The sequence below is a fragment of the Armatimonadia bacterium genome (assembly GCA_039679385.1).
Classification (GTDB): Bacteria; Armatimonadota; Zipacnadia; order Zipacnadales; family JABUFB01; genus JAJFTQ01.
Window position 1 is genome coordinate 81747 of the sequence record JBDKVB010000138.1, and the last position, 15897, is coordinate 97643.

Below are 15897 nucleotides of genomic sequence, written 5' to 3' on the forward strand. Positions count from 1 at the left end.
CGGCACCTCACCCCCGTCCCCTCTCCACGCAGTGGCGAGGGGAGAACGGCAAAGGGCGGACGGCAAAAGGCGGACGGCAAAAGGCGGACGGCAACGGCACCGCGCTCCGGAAGCACCGATGGGCACCGAGTCGATGCTGGACGGCGAGCCCTGGTTGCAGGGAGCCCTCGGGACTCAGGCCAGCAGGTCCTCACGCACGATCAGACCATAGAGCGCGCCGGCGATGAGCTGATGGCCGGGAGCCGTCGGATGGACGCCGTCCTCGCGCTTGATGTAGGGGGCCAGGCACCGGAGGTCCTGATAGGAGGCGCAGGCGCCGGAGAACTCGAGAGCCAGGGCCTGGTCCTCAAAGACTCGGTAAACGTCGCACAGGTGGGCGCCCAACTGGGCTGCCGTGTCGCGAACGACAGCGGCATACTCGACGACTGCGCCGTTGCAGCCGCCCCAGCGGTCGTAGTAGTCGGTGTTCTGGGAATACCCGTGAAAGGCGTTGATGATTGGGTTGGGGGTCGTGAATACGACGGTGGCGCCGGTCTGGGTGATGCGATCGTGGATCGTGCCCAGGCTCGCAGCGAAGTCCTCGGGAGACACGGTCTTTTCGGGCTCGTAGCGGAGGTCGTTGAGGCCAAACTCGACCACCACGAGATGCGGCTCGTGGTCCAGAACCGCCCGGCGCAGGCGAGCCAGACCCTCGACCGTGTTCTCGCCGCCGACGCCTGAGTTGATGCAGAGGACGCGCTCCTCCTGGGAAGGACGCTGATTGAGACGGCGCTCCAGGAGGCGCGGGAAGGTGTCGTCGGCAGCCACATGGGGGATGCCCAGGGTGACGGAATCTCCGAAGCAGACAATAGTCTTCATGACGCACTCCCCCAGGATGACGCTGAAGTAGAAGTGGCTAGGAGGTGGCTGCGAGGGGCCATCGACCGTGCTCTCGGCCCCACTGGCGAAGGGCCTCGGCGCAGGAGTCAGGCACCTCGACCTGGCCGATGTCTACGGGCTTGGGGCCCTTGGGTCCATGGGAATCAGAGCCGCCCGTAACGATGAGTCCGAGGCGCTGAGCCATCTGAGTGTAGTAGCCGATCTGGCGCGAAGTGTGGTCCGTGTGGATTGCCTCAAGCCCGCCGAGGCCCACTCGTAGCAGGTCGCCGATGGCGCTGTCGTGGTTGAGCAGACCCGGATGAGCGATGACGGGGAGGCCTCCTGCACGTCGCACGAGCTGCACGGACTCCTCGGCCGGGTGACGGTAGCGCTCCACGTAGGCAGGCCGCCCACGACGCAGGTACCGGTCGAAGGCCTCCTGGGGGCGGCTGACGGCGCCGCACTCAACCAGGGCGGTGGCGATATGCGGACGGCCGAAGCTCTCCCCGTTGGCGAGACTCTTGACGGCCTCGAAGTCCAGGGGGATGCCGAGAGCCTGGAGCTTGTGGACCATTTCCTCGCCGCGTTGCCAACGGGACTCACGCACGCGGGCCAGCACCTCGAGCAACTCGGGATGCTCCGGGTCGATCAGGTAGCCGAGGAGGTGCAGTTCGCGGCCGTCGTGCTCACTGCTGATCTCCAGGGCAGGGAAGACGTCAAGGTGGTGCTTAGCGCCGGCCTTCACGCCTTCGGCGGTACCGGAGACGCTATCGTGGTCGGCGATGGCAATCGCGGTCATTCCCCGCTCAAAGGCTCGGGCCACCACCTGCGTAGGTGTGAGCGTACCATCGGAGCCCGTGGAGTGGATATGCAGATCGACCGACATGAATACGAACACTTCCTGAAGGGGTTGTCACGGGCAGAAGCACGGAGGAGACGCTTCGACAGCAGACGGGACACACCCCGGCATTCACACAAGGGGCGCGGGGATTGCCCGCGCCCTGGTCACTTCCGGTCAGCAGCTTGTATGGGCAGGGCTACCTGATGGTCTCCTCACCGAGCGAGCTCTCGGTGGCCTTGTCGAAGATGTGGGCCCTGCTCATGTCGATGACGACTTCGAGGTTCTGGCGCTCGACAGCTTCGGTCGAGCTATCGACACTTGCCACCAGGTTGTCCTCGCCGCAGGAAACGTAGAGGATGGACTCTGCGCCCATGGGCTCGATGACGTCGACTTCGACGGTGATGGTGTTGCCGGGCGTGGACTCGACGACCGGCGAGATAGCCTTGTCGTAGATGTCGGTGGGGCGGACACCGAAGACGACCGGCTTGCCGGCATGTTCCTGGTAGGCCGCAGCACGATCCGTCGGGAGCTCGACCTGGAAGGAGCCGGCATCGACGAGCATCGTCCCGTTACGGGCAACGAGTTCGGCATCGACGAAGTTCATCGGAGGCGTACCGATGAAGCCTGCGACGAAGCGGTTGACGGGATGGTTGAACAGGTCGAGCGGGGTGTCGACCTGCTGTATCACACCGTCGAGCATGACGACGATGCGATCGCCCATGGTCATGGCCTCAACCTGGTCATGGGTGACGTAGATGGTGGTGATGCCCAGACGACGGTGAAGCTTGGTCAGCTCAGACCGGGTCTGGACACGAAGCTTAGCGTCAAGGTTCGAGAGGGGCTCGTCCATGAGGAAGACTGCGGGCTCGCGGACGATGGCACGACCGACAGCCACACGCTGACGCTGACCGCCGGAGAGTTCTTTGGGGCGACGGTTGAGCAGGGCGCCGATGCCGAGCATCTGGGCGGCATCGTCGACGCGACGCTTGATGTCCTCACGGGCGACCTTGCGGAGCTTGAGCCCGAAGGCCATGTTCTCGAAGACGGTCATGTGCGGGTACAAGGCGTAGTTCTGGAAGACCATGGCGATGTCACGGTCTTTGGGCGAGACGTTGTTGACCAAGCGGTCGCCGATGTAGATCTCGCCGTCGGTAGCTTCCTCAAGTCCGGCGACCATGCGGAGGCAGGTCGTCTTCCCGCAGCCCGAGGGGCCGACGAGAACCAGGAACTCCTGGTCTTTGATCTCCAGATTCACATTGCTGACAGCGACCACTTCGCCGAAGCGTTTGGTCAGGTTCTTGAGTGTGACGCCAGCCATCGAGCGTCTGCCTCCCAGGGGGTTGCGGGTTGAGGGTGGCGGTTCGCGGAGCCGAAGAGGCGCCGGCGCTTGCCGGTAGTGCACCCGATTCCGAGATCACGCCGCAGGTCTGCAAGCGCAAGCCAGTCATGTAGCGTGGGCACAAGCCCATCGCGGATTATAGTTTGGAGAAGGGTGGCGAGTCAACGCAGGCTCCGAGAAGCCTGCAAAGCAAGCCTCCAAGAAACGCAGGCAGCAAGCTACGCCTCGCTGGGGCTGGTGCCCGGCCACAGGAGACTGACCATCTGCCGCACCAAGACGCCGGAGCCGGCGCGAGAGCACTCTCGGGAGCAGCGTGCCCCGTCACTTCTTGGCTTTGATCACCTCGAGGACGCCTGCCTTGATGTCACGGGGCAGGAGGCCAAAGACATCCATGAGCTGATCGGGCTCACCGGACTCGCCCCAGCGGTCCTGGATGCCGATGAATCGCATGGGAACCGGGCAGCGCTGGACGACGACCTCAGCTACCGCACTGCCGAAGCCGGCCATGACTTGATGCTCCTCGGCAGTGACGATGCAGCCGGTCTCCCTCGCCGCCTGCTCGATGAGGTCGGCATCGATGGGCTTGAGGGTGTGGAGGTTGATGACCCGCACCTGCAGTCCCTGCTCTGCGGCCAGCTCCTCAGCGGCGTCGAGCGAGGACTTGACCATGGGTCCGGTGGCGATGATGGTGGCGTCGGTGCCCTCGCGGAAGACCTGGCCCTTGCCGAGCTCGAAGGGCGTTTCTGCTGAGCTGATGATGGGCGTCGGCTCGCGACCGAAGCGCATGTAGATGGGACCGTAGGTGTCGGCGGCGCAATGGACGGCCTTCTTGGTCTGCTCGAAGTCACAAGGCGAGATGACCGTCATGTACGGCAGGACTCGCATCAGGGCGATGTCCTCAAGCGCCTGGTGGGTGGCGCCGTCCGGACCGACGGAGATTCCGGCATGGGCGCCGCCGATTTTGACGTTAAGGCAGGAGTAGCAGACGGTGGTGCGGATCTGATCCCAGGCTCGACCGGCGACGAAGACACCGTAGGTTGAGGCGAAGGGGATCTTCCCGGCGCGGGAAAGCCCGGCGCACATGCATAGCATGTTTTGCTCGGCGATTCCGGCGTCGAAGAAGCGATCGGGGTACTTCTTCCAGAACCATTCCGTGCGAGTTGACTTGGCCAGGTCGGCGTCCATGACGACGACCTGCGGGTTCGTCTCGCCAAGCTCGCAGAGGGCTTCGCCGTAGCCGTCACGAGTGGGCTTCTGGGCGAGCTCTTTGCCATACTCGTACACCAGGTGGGATGCGATCTTGCTCATAGGGTTGCCGCCTCCTCCTGGAGCTCATGAAGGGCCGTCTCCAGCTCCTGGTCATTGGGGCACTTGCCGTGCCACTCCGCAGCGTCCTCCATGAAGGAGACGCCCTTGCCCTTGATGGTGTGGGCAACGATGACCGACGGCAGGCCCTTGAACTGCCTGGCCTCCTCGTAGGCGTCGAGGCACTGCTGCAGGTCGTGACCGTCGATCTCGATCACGTGCCAGTTGAAGGCCCGGAGCTTGGCCGGGAGCGGGTCGATGTTCATTACGTCCTGAATGCGGCCGTCGATCTGGAGTTGGTTGTAGTCGACGACGGCGCAGAGGTTGTCGAGCTTGAAGTGGCCTCCGGCCATGTAGGCTTCCCAGATCTGGCCTTCGTCCTGTTCGCCGTCGCCCATGATGCAGTAGACGCGAGCGGGGCTTTCATCCATGCGCAAGCCGAGAGCCGTACCGACTGCGACGGACAGGCCCTGGCCCAGGGAGCCCGAGGAGACCTCCAGCCCACGGCACTTGTCGGCGCTCGGGTGGCCCTGGAGCGGGCTTCCCAACTGGCGCAGCGTGCAGAGGACGGAGTTGTCGAAGTAGCCGACCTCGGACATGATGGTGTAGATCAGTGGCGCGACATGCCCCTTGGACCAGTAGATTCGGTCCCTGCCCTCCCAGCAGGGGTCGTCGACTCTGAAGTTGAGGTAGTTGTAGTAGAGCGCCACAGTGAAGTCGACGGCTGAGAGACTACCTCCTGGATGGCCGGACTTGGCGGCGTGGATCATCTCGAGTACGTGCCGCCGCACGTGGTTTGCGATCTTGCGCAGTCCCGGTACGGTCTTGGGGTCCATGGTGGGTCCTCCTTCCCGCAACGAAAACGTGCTCGCTTTGCGGCGAACGATTCACTATTCCCCAGAAGTCTGTACGGCACCTTCTAGAGGTCAGAGGTGTGTGCAAGGGTCTGGGGCCTTGCGGCAGAAGGTGTGTTTGGGGTACAACGAGGAGCGTTCCTAGTTTTGCGCGCGAGGAGTAGACCGATGACCGGGCATTGGCTCAGACTCAACCGGCTGTTCACCGAGGGGAAGCGGGCGATCATCGTCGCCGTGGATCACGGGGAGTTTCTCGGTCCGATCCAGGGAATGGTGGACCTGCCGTCGGCCGTGGGGCCACTGACCACTGCCGATGCGGTGCTGCTGTCGCCCGGGATGATGGGACACTGCGGGAGCCTGTTCGACCATCGCGGAGCTCCGCTGGCCATGATCCGGCTGGACTGGAACACAGCTCTTTGCGAGCAGTGGGGGTACCAGCGAGCACGGGTCGCCCAGGTGGTGACGCCCGCGGACGCCCTGGCGATGGGAGGCGATCTGTGTCTGGCGTCGCTGGCTCTGGGTGGCAGTGACGAGGAGCGGGACACGGCCGGAGTGGACCAGTTCGCTCGCTTCGCGCGGCTCAAGCAGGAGTGCGGCCTTCCGCTTGTGGGTGAGTACTGCCCGCCGAATGCGGGGCGTCTGAACCCGGAGGACCTGCACCAGCGGGTTCTGGTCGGTTGCCGCCTGTTAGCGGAGCTCGGAGCCGACGCCATCAAGACGTACTACACCGGCGAGGCCTTCCAGGAAGTGGTCGAGGCCACGCCGGTGCCGGTGATCACACAGGTTGCGGAGCGTCTGACTACGCCGCTCGATGTGCTCAGTTTCGCTCAGAAGGCTGCAAGCAGTGGAGCCCGCGGCGTCGTTCTGGGCCGTCCCGTGATGCAGGCCGAGTACCCGGACCTCCTGCTGCGAGCCCTGGCTCGCGTGGTCAAGGAGGACGCAGACCCTGAGGAGGTCGCCTCCGAGTTGGGTCTTGCGTAGGGACTACATGGCGGTGCCCACCTGGACGATGGTGGTACCGATAAACTCGCCGTTGCGGACACGCAGGGCCTGCAGTGTCCGGGCATTGGGGCCCTGGAACTGCAGCATCAGTCCGCGCCGGTCCATCTGATCGCAGAGGCCCTCGGGGACCTCACGCGAGTCGCAGCGGACGATGATCGCATGGTACGGCCCGGCCTCGCTCCAGCCCTGGGTGGTGTTCCCCCAGTGCACCTCCACGTTCCTCGCGCCGGTTTCGCCCAACTGCTGTATCATCGTCGCGACCTGCATCTTGGAGTTGCACAGTACGCAGACCCGCTGGCACAAACGTGCTGCGACGGCAGCCGGATAGGCGTCCGGCGGGTTGATCATCAGCACCCTGTGCTTGGGGAAGATCTGGCTTTCCTGCATGGCCAGTCCGACCATCAGCGGCGAGCAGTAGCCGTTGTCGGTGGCAGCGCTCTCCGCGTAGGGGTCGATCCCCGCGTCCGCCGGGAGGAAGGCCTGGCGCGGAACCTCTCGCATGGCCTCAAGGACCCGCGGGTCGGTGATGCGACCACTGTGCTCGAGCCGGTCCACCATGCGCATACGGGCTCGCAGCATCAGCGCCGACTCATTGTAGGTGCCACGGGAACAGCCGCCGAGTAACGCCAAGATTGCACAGAACACGCAAAGCAACACTACCGCGTACGAAGTGCGCATCATTTTCCACCTCCCCAAGGGCTCACGCGGTCACCGTGCGTGCGCCCTTGGTCAGTTGTGCATCTCTCCCGTCATGGGTACGAAAAGAACAGGGATGATGGCGGTGCGGCTGACTAGACCGTTGCTCTTGCGCAGGACATACAACTGCTGCTGGTAGGGCTCACCTACCGGGATGACCAGGATTCCTCCGTCGCGTAGTTGCTCCACCAGTGGAGTGGGTACATCCTCTGGCGCGCAGGTAACCATGATGCCGTCGAAGGGCGCGTTCTCGGCCCAGCCCTGGTAGCCGTCGCCACAGCGGACCGTCACGTTCTTGTACCCCAACTCTTTCAGTCGCCGGTCCGCCTGTGTCGCGAGCGGCTCGAGAATCTCGATGGTGAAGACCTTCTTGCAGAGGCGAGAGAGCACGGCTGCCTGATAGCCCGATCCTGTGCCGATCTCCAGGATCGTCTTCTCCGGTGTCGGCTCGATCAACTCGGTCATCAGGGCAACCATGTGAGGGGCGGAGATCGTCTGTTCGTAGCCGATGGGCAGCGCTCGGTCCTCATAGGCCACCGACCACAGCTCGGGCGGGACGAAGAGATGACGCTGGGTGTCTCGCAGGGCCTTGGTGACGGCGGGAGTGTGCAGGAAGCCCCGGGCGCACAACTGCTCCACGAGGCGTTCGCGAGCTGACTGGAGTTCGTCTGGAGACGGGGGTATGTAGGGACCGGCATCCTGAGCACGGACGCAGGAGAAGAGGGCGGCAGCGACACCTAGTACTGCCACCGCCAGCAGAGGCCGACCGACCGGTCCAAGCACAGGCCGCAGGCCCTGCATGTCACCAGCCCCTCACTTGCGTCTCGGCACAGTCCGTTACTATACTACCCCGGAGGCGGGCCCTGTTACACCTGGAAGGGTGAGTTCGCCTCCGCCGAGGGCGGCAAGGTCCCCAGGCAACGGTGGTTCTGACCTCCGGCCGCAAGCCGAGGTTCCATACGGCCAGTCGCATCGGGAAGGTACGCCGAGGTCAGCGCGGCGTGTCGCCTGCAGAACTCGAAGGGTATCTACCTCGATATGAGCCGATTTCTCCACCAGACCTTTGACGAGATTGCGCCAGGCTATGAGCGCATGAACCATGCCATGACCCTTGGGCTGGACATCCTCTGGCGCAGGGCTACGGCCAGGATAGCTGCCTCCATACCGAGCAGCCGACGGCTGGATGTCTGCACCGGCACCGCAGAGACGGCCGTGCTGCTGAAGGGGATAGCCCCGGAGCCGGAGTTGGTCGTCGGAGCCGATTTCTCGGCGCAGATGATGGCGGTGGCGAAACAGAAGCCGGAAACGACGGGGATCAGCTTCGTCGGTGCGGAAGCCGGGAACCTGCCCTTTGCCGACGGGAGGTTCGACCTGGTGACGGTGACCCTTGCGACGCGGAATCTGGCCTCCAGCGCCGAGGGGCTGCAGGGGTGCTTCGCGGAGTTCCACCGGGTACTCAAGCCCGGCGGGCGGTTCATCAACCTCGAGACCAGCCAGCCGCCCAACCGGCTGGTTTGGTGGGGTTTTCGGCTGTACGTGGCGGCCGTCGTGCCGCTGATGGCGTGGCTGCTGTCGGGGTTCCGGCCGGGGTACGCCTACCTGGCCCGGAGCATCCCGCGGTTTCATGACGCGGACGGGCTGGCGCAGGTGCTGCGTGAGTCGGGCTTTGCCGAGGTGTCATATCGTCGGCTGTTTCTCGGTGCGGCGGCAATCCACGTAGCGACCAAGGCGGGAAGCTGAGGCACCAAAAGGAGAAGCCGCCGGGAAGAGTGTCTCCGCGGCGGCTCGGTGGTTGCCTAGGGCGTGTCTAGTCCTCTACGGGCGTCAAGCGCCCAGGAGGCTGCAGACCAGCTCCACGTTGTCCTGCACCATGGTGGGGTTGTCCCCGGTGTACATCCCCAGGTTCACGATATCCGACGGCTTGATGCTCGCGTAAGCATACTCCAGGGCCTCGCGCCAGGGTCGGCGTCCGGCGCCCATGACCTTGTAGGCGATGCAGGGCTTCTGGATGTGCTGGATGACCTCGACGGCACGAGGTGTGTCGGCGGGATCGAAGCGCTCTCCCTTGCCGGCATGCACGCTCCCGCAGTTGTAGAAGCAGACCACGTGGAAGTCCGCCGGTACCCCGGCGTCGTAGACCCACCGGTGTGCCTCGGGGATGTGGCCGGCCAATCCGGCGAGCATGCCCTTGGCGTGGATCAGGTCGACCAACTGGCGGACGCGGTCCAGGTTGCCTGCCTCATAGAGGGCGTCGATCACGCCGCCGTGGATGTAGTAGGCGATGGCACCGTTTGCAGCAGCCTGATTGATGTTGGCCTCGTGAGTCGGCGATTCGCCGCCCATCTGGGCAAACCACTGGAGCTTGCCGCCCTCGTTTCGGTACTCGCGCAGCATCCGCCAGATGTGGGCGTCGACGCGGAGGCAGCAGGTGTTGATGCCGGCGTCCTCGCACTCGCGTAGTGTCTGCTTGATGCGGTCGACGGTGTAGTAGTCCAGCATCTCACGGTCGCGCTGCGGGTTCTGATGTGAGAAGCCGCTGAAGGGGTTGCCGCCGAGGGTCAGGCGGCCGATGGCATGGCTGCCGAAGGGCACGGTAGGGAGTGACATTGCAGTCTCCAGGGCGTCAGGCCGGCGAGGGCTCGACGTAGTATTCGGTAACGTGGTTACTTTACTGCCTGCGCCCGCCGAGGTCAACACGGAGGACAGGCGAGACCGACACCGAGAAGCCTCGGGCTCCCCGGTGTCGGCAGAGGGCACTAGAGAGGCAGGCTTACGCGCGTTCCGGTCCGGGCGCTCTCGTAGGCGCCGAGGATCATCCCGGTGCTGATCTTGGCGTCGCGAGCGCTGACCTGGACCTTGCCGGCCTTGTACTCGTCGAGGATATTGCGGGTGACATTGGCGATCCGCCAGCCGTGAGAAGCGGGGATCTCGGCCGGAAGGATCTGCCAGCCCTGGTCGCGCTTCTCGGACTGGAACATCTTGAGCATCGTGGCGCCCGGAGGTGGAGGGGTCCCGGTGCTGGGTCCGTCGCCGTAGTTCTCGAGGATGACGCCCTTGTCACCGTAGATCTCGGAGGTGCTCTCGGCGGCCAGGATGACGGAGCTGTTCATGAGGAGGCCCATCTCGCCGTTCGCGAAGCGGTAGATGGCCTCACCGCTGTCATCGGCGGCGCGATGAGTGAGGATGTTGTCGATCTCAGCCATGACGCTCACCGGAGAGCCCAACATCCAGTAGAGCCAGTCGGAGGCGTGGCTGGCGTCGTCCATCCACATACCCAGGTTCTGCACCGGGTCGATGTGCCAGGCGGTATCGCCCTGGAAGGTGTCCGGGTTCAGCAGCATGCTGAGGCAGTGACGACGGCGGACGATGCCGACTCTGCCGACGGCGCCCTCAGACACGAGCTTCTTCATCTGGACATTGACCGGATCGTAGCGCATCTGGAAGGCCATGGAGAACCAGACGCCGGCGCGGTCAACGGCCTCGATGATGCGGTCGCAGTCGGCCATAGAGAGGGCCATGGGCTTTTGCAGGATGATGTCCTTGCCGGCGGCAGCGGCTGCCTCGACAACCTCTGCGTGACGGTTGGTCTCGGCGCCGATGATGCAGAGCTGGACATCGTCGCGGCCAAGGACGTCTTCGATGATGGGCGAGTAGTCGATCCCGAAGTTGGCGGCGCGGTTGGTGCCGCGTGACTCGCTGTGGTCCCAGCAGGCCACGAGTTCACAGTCGTCAAAGGTCTTGATGCCGCTTGAGTATGAGCCTACATGGCCGTGGGCATACCCCAGCACGGCAATCCCGAACTTGGACATGGCGTGTCGCTCCTCACAGCAACGATGAGTGTCGGTTCACAACGGTCGGCTATTCGAGCAAAGGTCTCAGCGGACCTCCCCGGCCTTGCGAGCAGTGGCTAAGGACGACCGTTGGGGCAAAGGACGGCTTTGACTACGCGTCCCGCAGCGACGTCGGCCAGGGCTTCGTTGGCCTGGTTGAGCTCGTAGTAGCGGCTGATGACCGAGGCCCAGGGAAAGACGCTGCGGAATCTCGCGAGAGCATGAAGGGCCTTGTACATGTGGGAGAAGTCGATCCCCCAGGTGGAGCGGACATCGAGGTGCTTGCGGTTCAGGTCATGGTGCGGATTGAAGGACACGTCGCCGGCATCGGTGTACTGGCCGGCGACCACGTAGCGGCCTGCATCGCGAGTGAGTCGCATACCCTCGGGGATCGCCTGCGGATTGCCGGTGGCCTCCAGGGTGACGTCGGCTCCGCGGCCGTCGGTGAGGTCGTGGATGCGGGCAAGCCGCTCCTGCGGCGTGGTCTGGTCGAGGTCGAGGACCACATCGGCACCGAGCTTGCGGGCGACCTCCAGTCGCAAGGAGGGAGCCCCGATCACGATCACCTGCTGGGCTCCTGAGAGGCGTGCCAGAGCGCAGGCCATGAGCCCGACCGGACCGGAGCCCTGGATGACGATGTGGTCGCCGAGGCCGATCTGACCGCGCTCGACGGCATGGAAGGCAGTCGGGAGAGCACAGCCACCGGCGATCACCAGCTCTGGAGGCAGCGCCTCGGGCACCTTGAGGATCTTGACGCCGGGCTTGAGGCATATGAGCTCGCTCCAGCCGCCGAGGAGTCCCTCCTGCGCGCCGTAGGTGATCCCGTAGACCTTGCGATGGGGGCAGCGGGTGGTTGCCTTCGCTACGAGACAGAACCAGCAGTTGTTGCAGGTCTCGTGGACGTCGAGGAAGGTAACCAGATCGCCCAGGGCAAGCGGGCTACCGAAGGCGTCGGTTACGGTCCCGTTGGTCTGCTCGATCGTGCCGACGTTGATGTGGCCGGGGACCAGCGGGTAGGGCGTGCCGGGCAGTTGGCCGTGGAGCAAGTGGACGTCGGTGCCGCAGACCTCCGAGTAGAGGGTGCGCAGGACGGCTCCACCGGGCTCCAGGATGGGCTCCGGGAACTCCTGCACCTGCACGGGCTGGTTGGGCGCGACGATCACAGCGGCTTTGACACTCACAGCACACGTCTCCTTCTGCCGGCTGGTTCAGTCACCCACGCGCATCTCGAGGATGCCGCCGGAGAACTTGTCCTGCAGCTTGACCTCGAGACGGATCGCGGTGGTCTCGACGGGTGTGAAGCGCAGGGAGTTGAACTGGTCGAGCTTGACCCCGGCTTCCGAGAGAGGCTTGACGGGCTCCCAACGGTCGCCCACGCGGTAGAGGGCCGTCCAGGACTGCGGCACACGGCACTGACCGGCGCCGGTGTCGTCGAACCAGTAGACCTCGACGGAGCCGATCTTGCGCGCTTTGAGGAAGTCGAGTTGCACCCACTCGGTAGTGGCGCGATGGTCCCACCAGGTGAGGCGCGGAAGGCCCTGATCGCTGGAGCGCCTGGGGAGGACACCGTCGCAGACCGCTGCGACCGAGTCGCCGCCCCAGCAGTGGGAGGCAGTGGCGGTGAACTCCGGCTTCGCCGGCTCCTTCCAGGTCACGGCATCGGGACCGTCGCCGATCGTCGGGAAGGCGCTGATACGCAGTCGAGCGCAGCCCATCGGGATCAGCGTAACCGTCTCGAGGGGCTCGGTGGACTTCGCCGGGCTGTCCTGGAGCTGGCCGACCATGGTGCGCTCCATCTGCCACTGCGGGAGGCGCCGGGCCTTCACGGTGAGCTGGATCGGAGCGGCATCGACGGTGAAGGGCTGACCGGGCACGGGTCCTGAGGACTTGTGGACCTCGAAGGACTGCGCCGGGTTCTGGGCATCAAGGACCAGGCCGTAGTTCCAGGGCGTGGTCGGGTAGACTTCCATCGCCGGCCACTTGTCGGTGCCGCCGAAGCGCTGCCAGCGTTCGCCGATCTTGAGGGAGTAGGTGAGAGGGCCCCGGTCGACGGATACCGAGCGGTTGTTGGCTTGCCAGGTACGGACCTGGATCTGCATCGGCAGACGCAACTCGACGCGATCGCCCTCCTGCCAGGTGCGCTGCAGGCACAGGTAGCTGAGAGGCTTGGCGGTGACCTGGACTGCCTGACCGTTCACCGAGACGCCGGCGGCACTGCACCAACGCGGGATGCGCAGGTAGAGCGGGAAGGAGACCTGCTGCGGTGTATGGATTGTGAAGGTGACGGTCTCGCCGAAGGGGTAGTCCGTTTCCTGGGTGATGCGGACCTTCGTGCCATCGCCGACCTGCGCCTCAACCTGACAGGCGGCGTAGAGGATTGCCGCCAGACCGTTGTCCTGGGTAGCCATCCACAGGTGCTCGGCGTAGTAGGGCCAGCCCATGGCGACGTTATGCTGGCAGCAGCGGAAGGCGTAGGGGTCGTAGGCGAACATGTTGCCCTGGTTCTGGATCAGCGGCGCCTTGTTCTCGTGGTCAAGCTGCACCTGGTTGGGTGCGACCAGATAGTGCAGCGACCTCAGGTCGGGCGTTTGTGAGGGCGGGAAGGTGTTGAAGCACATCTCCTCGCAGCGGTCGGCCCAGAGCGGGTCGCCGGTGATGGCTGTGAGGAGCTGGGCGCTGTGCATGAACTCGACGGTGGAGCAGGTCTCGTAGCCCTGACGTGGGCCTGTGTAGCCGGGACGGCAGTTCTCATCCGCGCCGAAGCCGCCACCCGGGACCTGACCGTACTGGCCCCAGACCTCATCACAGTTGCGCTCGACGAGTTGGAGGAACATGGGGTTGCCGGTCTGGACGTAGTAGTGGGCGGGCTGTCGGAAGGCCTGGCTGAGGTTGACGCCGTGCCAACTGGCGATGCCGTCGGTCCACTTGGCGCAGCGCCGCTGGATCTTGTCCACCAGGTGCAGCAGCCACTCCTCGCCTGTGCGGTTGTAGAGCCACTGGACGCTCTCCATGTTGTCACCGGCGCGGACCGGTCCCCAGAAGCCGGCGAGGAAGTCTTCTTCGGGCTGGTTGAGCTCCCAGCGGAAGTAGTCTGCCATGAGCGTCAGGACGCGCTTGTCTCCGGTCGCCTCGTAGTAGGACTGAAGGGCGTTGAGCATGACCATGTGCGGCCACAGGTCGGGCTTGCCCTTGAGTGAGGTGAGCAGGCCACGGGGCCCAAACCAGCCATCGTCGCGAGCACTGGCCAGGACTGCCTCGATCCAGCGGCGGGCGTTGCGGATCAGGGTCTCGTCCTTGAGGACATACCCGAGGTCGCCGTAGCCCTTGAGCCAGTAGGGGAGCTCCTCCCAGCCACTGCGGCCGTCTCCGGTCGGGTTGGCCCAGGCGCTGACCTCGAAGGGAAGAAACTGGGACAGCTCGTCCAGGTGCCCGGTCATCCCCTCAGCTTCGAGCACCAGCATATGATGCAGCCAACCCTCAGGGGTGATGCTGCCGAGGGGAAGCTTGATCAGTGGGTTTCTCACGAGCGGCGCCCGGTTCGATACGTAGAAGGAGTTGGCGCGGTTGGTCGGTGGGACAGGCACAAGGGTGGTCATGGCTGTGGCTCCCTGCTGGGCGTGACTAAGGGATGGGCAACAGAGCACGGCACTGAGCAGCGCCACCAGTGCGAGACAACTGACGGGAGACGAGCTGGTCATGGGAAGCTCCTGAGGGGCGACGTTGCTGGTCGAAGTGAGCCCTGACGCGCGGGCAAGAGAGCGCTGAAAGGAAGTGCCGCGACGCAAGGAGAACTCGCGTCGCGGCACGGTTGTTGTCGGGTGTGCTAGTGGGCCTGGAACCTGTAGACGGTGGTCTGGCGGTAGACTTGCCCCGGCCGCAGAACGGTGGAGGGGAAGCTCGGCTGGTTGATGGAGTCCGGGTAGTGCTGGGCCTCAAGGCAGAAGCCGTGATACTGGTTGTAGGTCACGCCCCCCTTGCCCTTGATCGAGCCATCCAGGAAGTTGCCGGTGTAGAACTGCACACCGGGCTCGGTGGTGTACATGTCCATCATACGGCCGGAGGTGAGCTCATCGACGTGTGCCGCCAGCTTCAGCCCGGTGCCACGGAGGACCAGGTTGTGGTCATAGCCGACGGGCTTGCCGCCCATCTGCGCGATCCGCTCGCCGATGCGGTGAGGCTTGGTGAAGTCGAGGGGTGTCCCGGTGACCGAAGTGATCTCGCCGGTGGGGATGAGAGTTGAGTCTACCGGGGTGTAGTAGTCGGCGTTGAGCTCCAGCCGGTGCCGCAGGATGCCGCCGGTCTCAGCCCCGGCGAGGTTGAAGTAGGAGTGGTTGGTCAGGTTGATCGGCGTGGCCTTGTCGGTGGTCGCCCAGTACTCGATCTTGAGGGCGTCCTTGTTGGTGAGGGTGTAGACAACCGTGGACTTGAGGTTGCCGGGGTAGCCCTCTTCGCCATCCTTGCTCAGGTAGGTGAAGCGCACACTGGGACCCTCGGCAGTCATGGCCGGCGCTGCCTTCCAGACGACTCTGTTGAAGCCCTTGCGCCCACCGTGGAGGGCATTGGGCCCGTCGTTGGTGGCGAGGGTGTAGGTCTTGCCGTCGAGGGTGAAGCGACCCTTGGCGATGCGGTTGCCGACACGGCCCACGGTTGACCCAAAGTAGGGATGCTCGCCGAGGTAACCCGCGAGGCTGTCAAAGCCGAGGACGACGTCGCCGAGCTTGCTGTTGCGATCGGGAACCCACAACTCGGTGAGCAGCGCGCCGTAGGTGATCAGCTTCGCGACGCAGCCGTTGGCGTTGGTGAGGACATAGAGGTCCACCGGTGTCCCTTCCGGTGTCTGGCCGAAGGGCATCATCTGCAGGCTGGACTTGGTCATACCGGATACCTCCGGGGCGGAGTAGGCCGATGCAACGAGGAGCACGCCGATAGCCAGCACCAGGGCGACCGTTACCGGACAACGCATGGCAGTTCATCCTTTCGATGGCACAAGGCTTTTCGGAAGTCAGTGGCCGACAGTTTCCCCAAGCCCCTGAAAGGGTCCTTCCAGGATCTTGGGAAAGGTGGCGGCCCTGCGAAGAGGCAAGATGGTGTTAGCCGGCCCGGGAGGGGCCGCGAATCGTTGCTTTTCGCCAACCTGACCCCTATAATGGCGCAGGCCATACCACGTGCCGG

The 15897-nt window shown here is 64.6% G+C and carries 14 protein-coding genes; 2 read left to right on the forward strand and 12 right to left on the reverse strand.

What is annotated here, in order from left to right; translation table 11 throughout:
• Positions 1-174: 174 nt before the first annotated feature.
• The 5 genes from ABFE16_15495 to ABFE16_15515 all read right to left on the reverse strand — a co-directional run bounded on the left by ABFE16_15495 (position 175) and on the right by ABFE16_15515 (position 5179).
• Positions 175-858 carry an SGNH/GDSL hydrolase family protein gene (locus ABFE16_15495; GenBank protein MEN6346705.1) on the reverse strand — a complete coding sequence of 228 codons (684 nt, stop codon included), beginning with the start codon at positions 856-858 and terminating at the stop codon, positions 175-177.
• A gap of 37 nt (positions 859-895) precedes the next feature.
• Positions 896-1744: a PHP domain-containing protein gene (locus ABFE16_15500; protein MEN6346706.1), complete on the reverse strand. Its 849-nt coding sequence runs from the start codon at positions 1742-1744 to the stop codon at positions 896-898.
• 151 nt (positions 1745-1895) lie between these two features.
• Positions 1896-3017, reverse strand: coding sequence for an ABC transporter ATP-binding protein (locus ABFE16_15505; GenBank protein ID MEN6346707.1), 1122 nt, complete (start codon positions 3015-3017; stop codon positions 1896-1898).
• A 342-nt stretch (positions 3018-3359) separates the two neighbouring features.
• Positions 3360-4346: a transketolase family protein gene (locus tag ABFE16_15510; protein ID MEN6346708.1), complete on the reverse strand. Its 987-nt coding sequence runs from the start codon at positions 4344-4346 to the stop codon at positions 3360-3362.
• Positions 4343-5179, reverse strand: a complete 837-nt coding sequence (locus ABFE16_15515; GenBank protein MEN6346709.1) for a transketolase — start codon at positions 5177-5179, stop codon at positions 4343-4345. The genes ABFE16_15510 and ABFE16_15515 overlap by 4 nt, the downstream gene beginning before the upstream one ends.
• A gap of 186 nt (positions 5180-5365) precedes the next feature.
• Here ABFE16_15515 and ABFE16_15520 point away from each other — a divergent pair, with 186 nt between their 5' ends.
• The gene (locus tag ABFE16_15520) at positions 5366-6178 is read left to right on the forward strand and encodes a hypothetical protein (GenBank protein MEN6346710.1); all 813 of its coding nucleotides are present in this window, start codon (positions 5366-5368) and stop codon (positions 6176-6178) included.
• 3 nt (positions 6179-6181) lie between these two features.
• On the opposite strand, the gene ABFE16_15525 is transcribed toward ABFE16_15520, so the two are convergent.
• Entirely contained in the window at positions 6182-6880 is a 699-nt protein-coding gene (locus tag ABFE16_15525) for a hypothetical protein (protein MEN6346711.1), read from the reverse strand.
• Between the two features lie 48 nt (positions 6881-6928).
• Complete coding sequence (locus ABFE16_15530) at positions 6929-7696, reverse strand: protein-L-isoaspartate(D-aspartate) O-methyltransferase (GenBank protein ID MEN6346712.1); 768 nt, start codon at positions 7694-7696, stop codon at positions 6929-6931.
• Between the two features lie 237 nt (positions 7697-7933).
• Here ABFE16_15530 and ABFE16_15535 point away from each other — a divergent pair, with 237 nt between their 5' ends.
• The gene (locus tag ABFE16_15535; GenBank protein MEN6346713.1) at positions 7934-8635 is read left to right on the forward strand and encodes a ubiquinone/menaquinone biosynthesis methyltransferase; all 702 of its coding nucleotides are present in this window, start codon (positions 7934-7936) and stop codon (positions 8633-8635) included.
• 84 nt (positions 8636-8719) lie between these two features.
• Here ABFE16_15535 and ABFE16_15540 read toward each other — a convergent pair whose 3' ends face one another.
• From ABFE16_15540 to ABFE16_15560, 5 genes are all read right to left on the reverse strand, one after another.
• Positions 8720-9502 (reverse strand): hypothetical protein, encoded by a 783-nt coding sequence (locus ABFE16_15540; GenBank protein ID MEN6346714.1) that lies wholly within the window; start codon positions 9500-9502, stop codon positions 8720-8722.
• A gap of 149 nt (positions 9503-9651) precedes the next feature.
• Positions 9652-10704 carry a Gfo/Idh/MocA family oxidoreductase gene (locus ABFE16_15545; GenBank protein MEN6346715.1) on the reverse strand — a complete coding sequence of 351 codons (1053 nt, stop codon included), beginning with the start codon at positions 10702-10704 and terminating at the stop codon, positions 9652-9654.
• Positions 10705-10802: 98 nt separating this feature from the next.
• Positions 10803-11906 (reverse strand): zinc-binding dehydrogenase, encoded by a 1104-nt coding sequence (locus tag ABFE16_15550; GenBank protein ID MEN6346716.1) that lies wholly within the window; start codon positions 11904-11906, stop codon positions 10803-10805.
• A 27-nt stretch (positions 11907-11933) separates the two neighbouring features.
• Positions 11934-14423: a beta-L-arabinofuranosidase domain-containing protein gene (locus tag ABFE16_15555; protein MEN6346717.1), complete on the reverse strand. Its 2490-nt coding sequence runs from the start codon at positions 14421-14423 to the stop codon at positions 11934-11936.
• 125 nt (positions 14424-14548) lie between these two features.
• Positions 14549-15688 carry an aldose epimerase family protein gene (locus tag ABFE16_15560; protein MEN6346718.1) on the reverse strand — a complete coding sequence of 380 codons (1140 nt, stop codon included), beginning with the start codon at positions 15686-15688 and terminating at the stop codon, positions 14549-14551.
• Positions 15689-15897: the final 209 nt, after the last annotated feature.

Coding starts and splice junctions, on each gene's coding strand:
- ABFE16_15495 (MEN6346705.1), bottom strand. CDS start 858: ATGAAGACTATTGTCTGCTTCGGAGATTCCGTCACCCTGGGCATCCCC.
- ABFE16_15500 (MEN6346706.1), bottom strand. CDS start 1,744: ATGTCGGTCGATCTGCATATCCACTCCACGGGCTCCGATGGTACGCTC.
- ABFE16_15505 (MEN6346707.1), bottom strand. CDS start 3,017: ATGGCTGGCGTCACACTCAAGAACCTGACCAAACGCTTCGGCGAAGTG.
- ABFE16_15510 (MEN6346708.1), bottom strand. CDS start 4,346: ATGAGCAAGATCGCATCCCACCTGGTGTACGAGTATGGCAAAGAGCTC.
- ABFE16_15515 (MEN6346709.1), bottom strand. CDS start 5,179: ATGGACCCCAAGACCGTACCGGGACTGCGCAAGATCGCAAACCACGTG.
- ABFE16_15520 (MEN6346710.1), top strand. CDS start 5,366: ATGACCGGGCATTGGCTCAGACTCAACCGGCTGTTCACCGAGGGGAAG.
- ABFE16_15525 (MEN6346711.1), bottom strand. CDS start 6,880: ATGATGCGCACTTCGTACGCGGTAGTGTTGCTTTGCGTGTTCTGTGCA.
- ABFE16_15530 (MEN6346712.1), bottom strand. CDS start 7,696: ATGCAGGGCCTGCGGCCTGTGCTTGGACCGGTCGGTCGGCCTCTGCTG.
- ABFE16_15535 (MEN6346713.1), top strand. CDS start 7,934: ATGAGCCGATTTCTCCACCAGACCTTTGACGAGATTGCGCCAGGCTAT.
- ABFE16_15540 (MEN6346714.1), bottom strand. CDS start 9,502: ATGTCACTCCCTACCGTGCCCTTCGGCAGCCATGCCATCGGCCGCCTG.
- ABFE16_15545 (MEN6346715.1), bottom strand. CDS start 10,704: ATGTCCAAGTTCGGGATTGCCGTGCTGGGGTATGCCCACGGCCATGTA.
- ABFE16_15555 (MEN6346717.1), bottom strand. CDS start 14,423: ATGACCAGCTCGTCTCCCGTCAGTTGTCTCGCACTGGTGGCGCTGCTC.
- ABFE16_15560 (MEN6346718.1), bottom strand. CDS start 15,688: ATGCGTTGTCCGGTAACGGTCGCCCTGGTGCTGGCTATCGGCGTGCTC.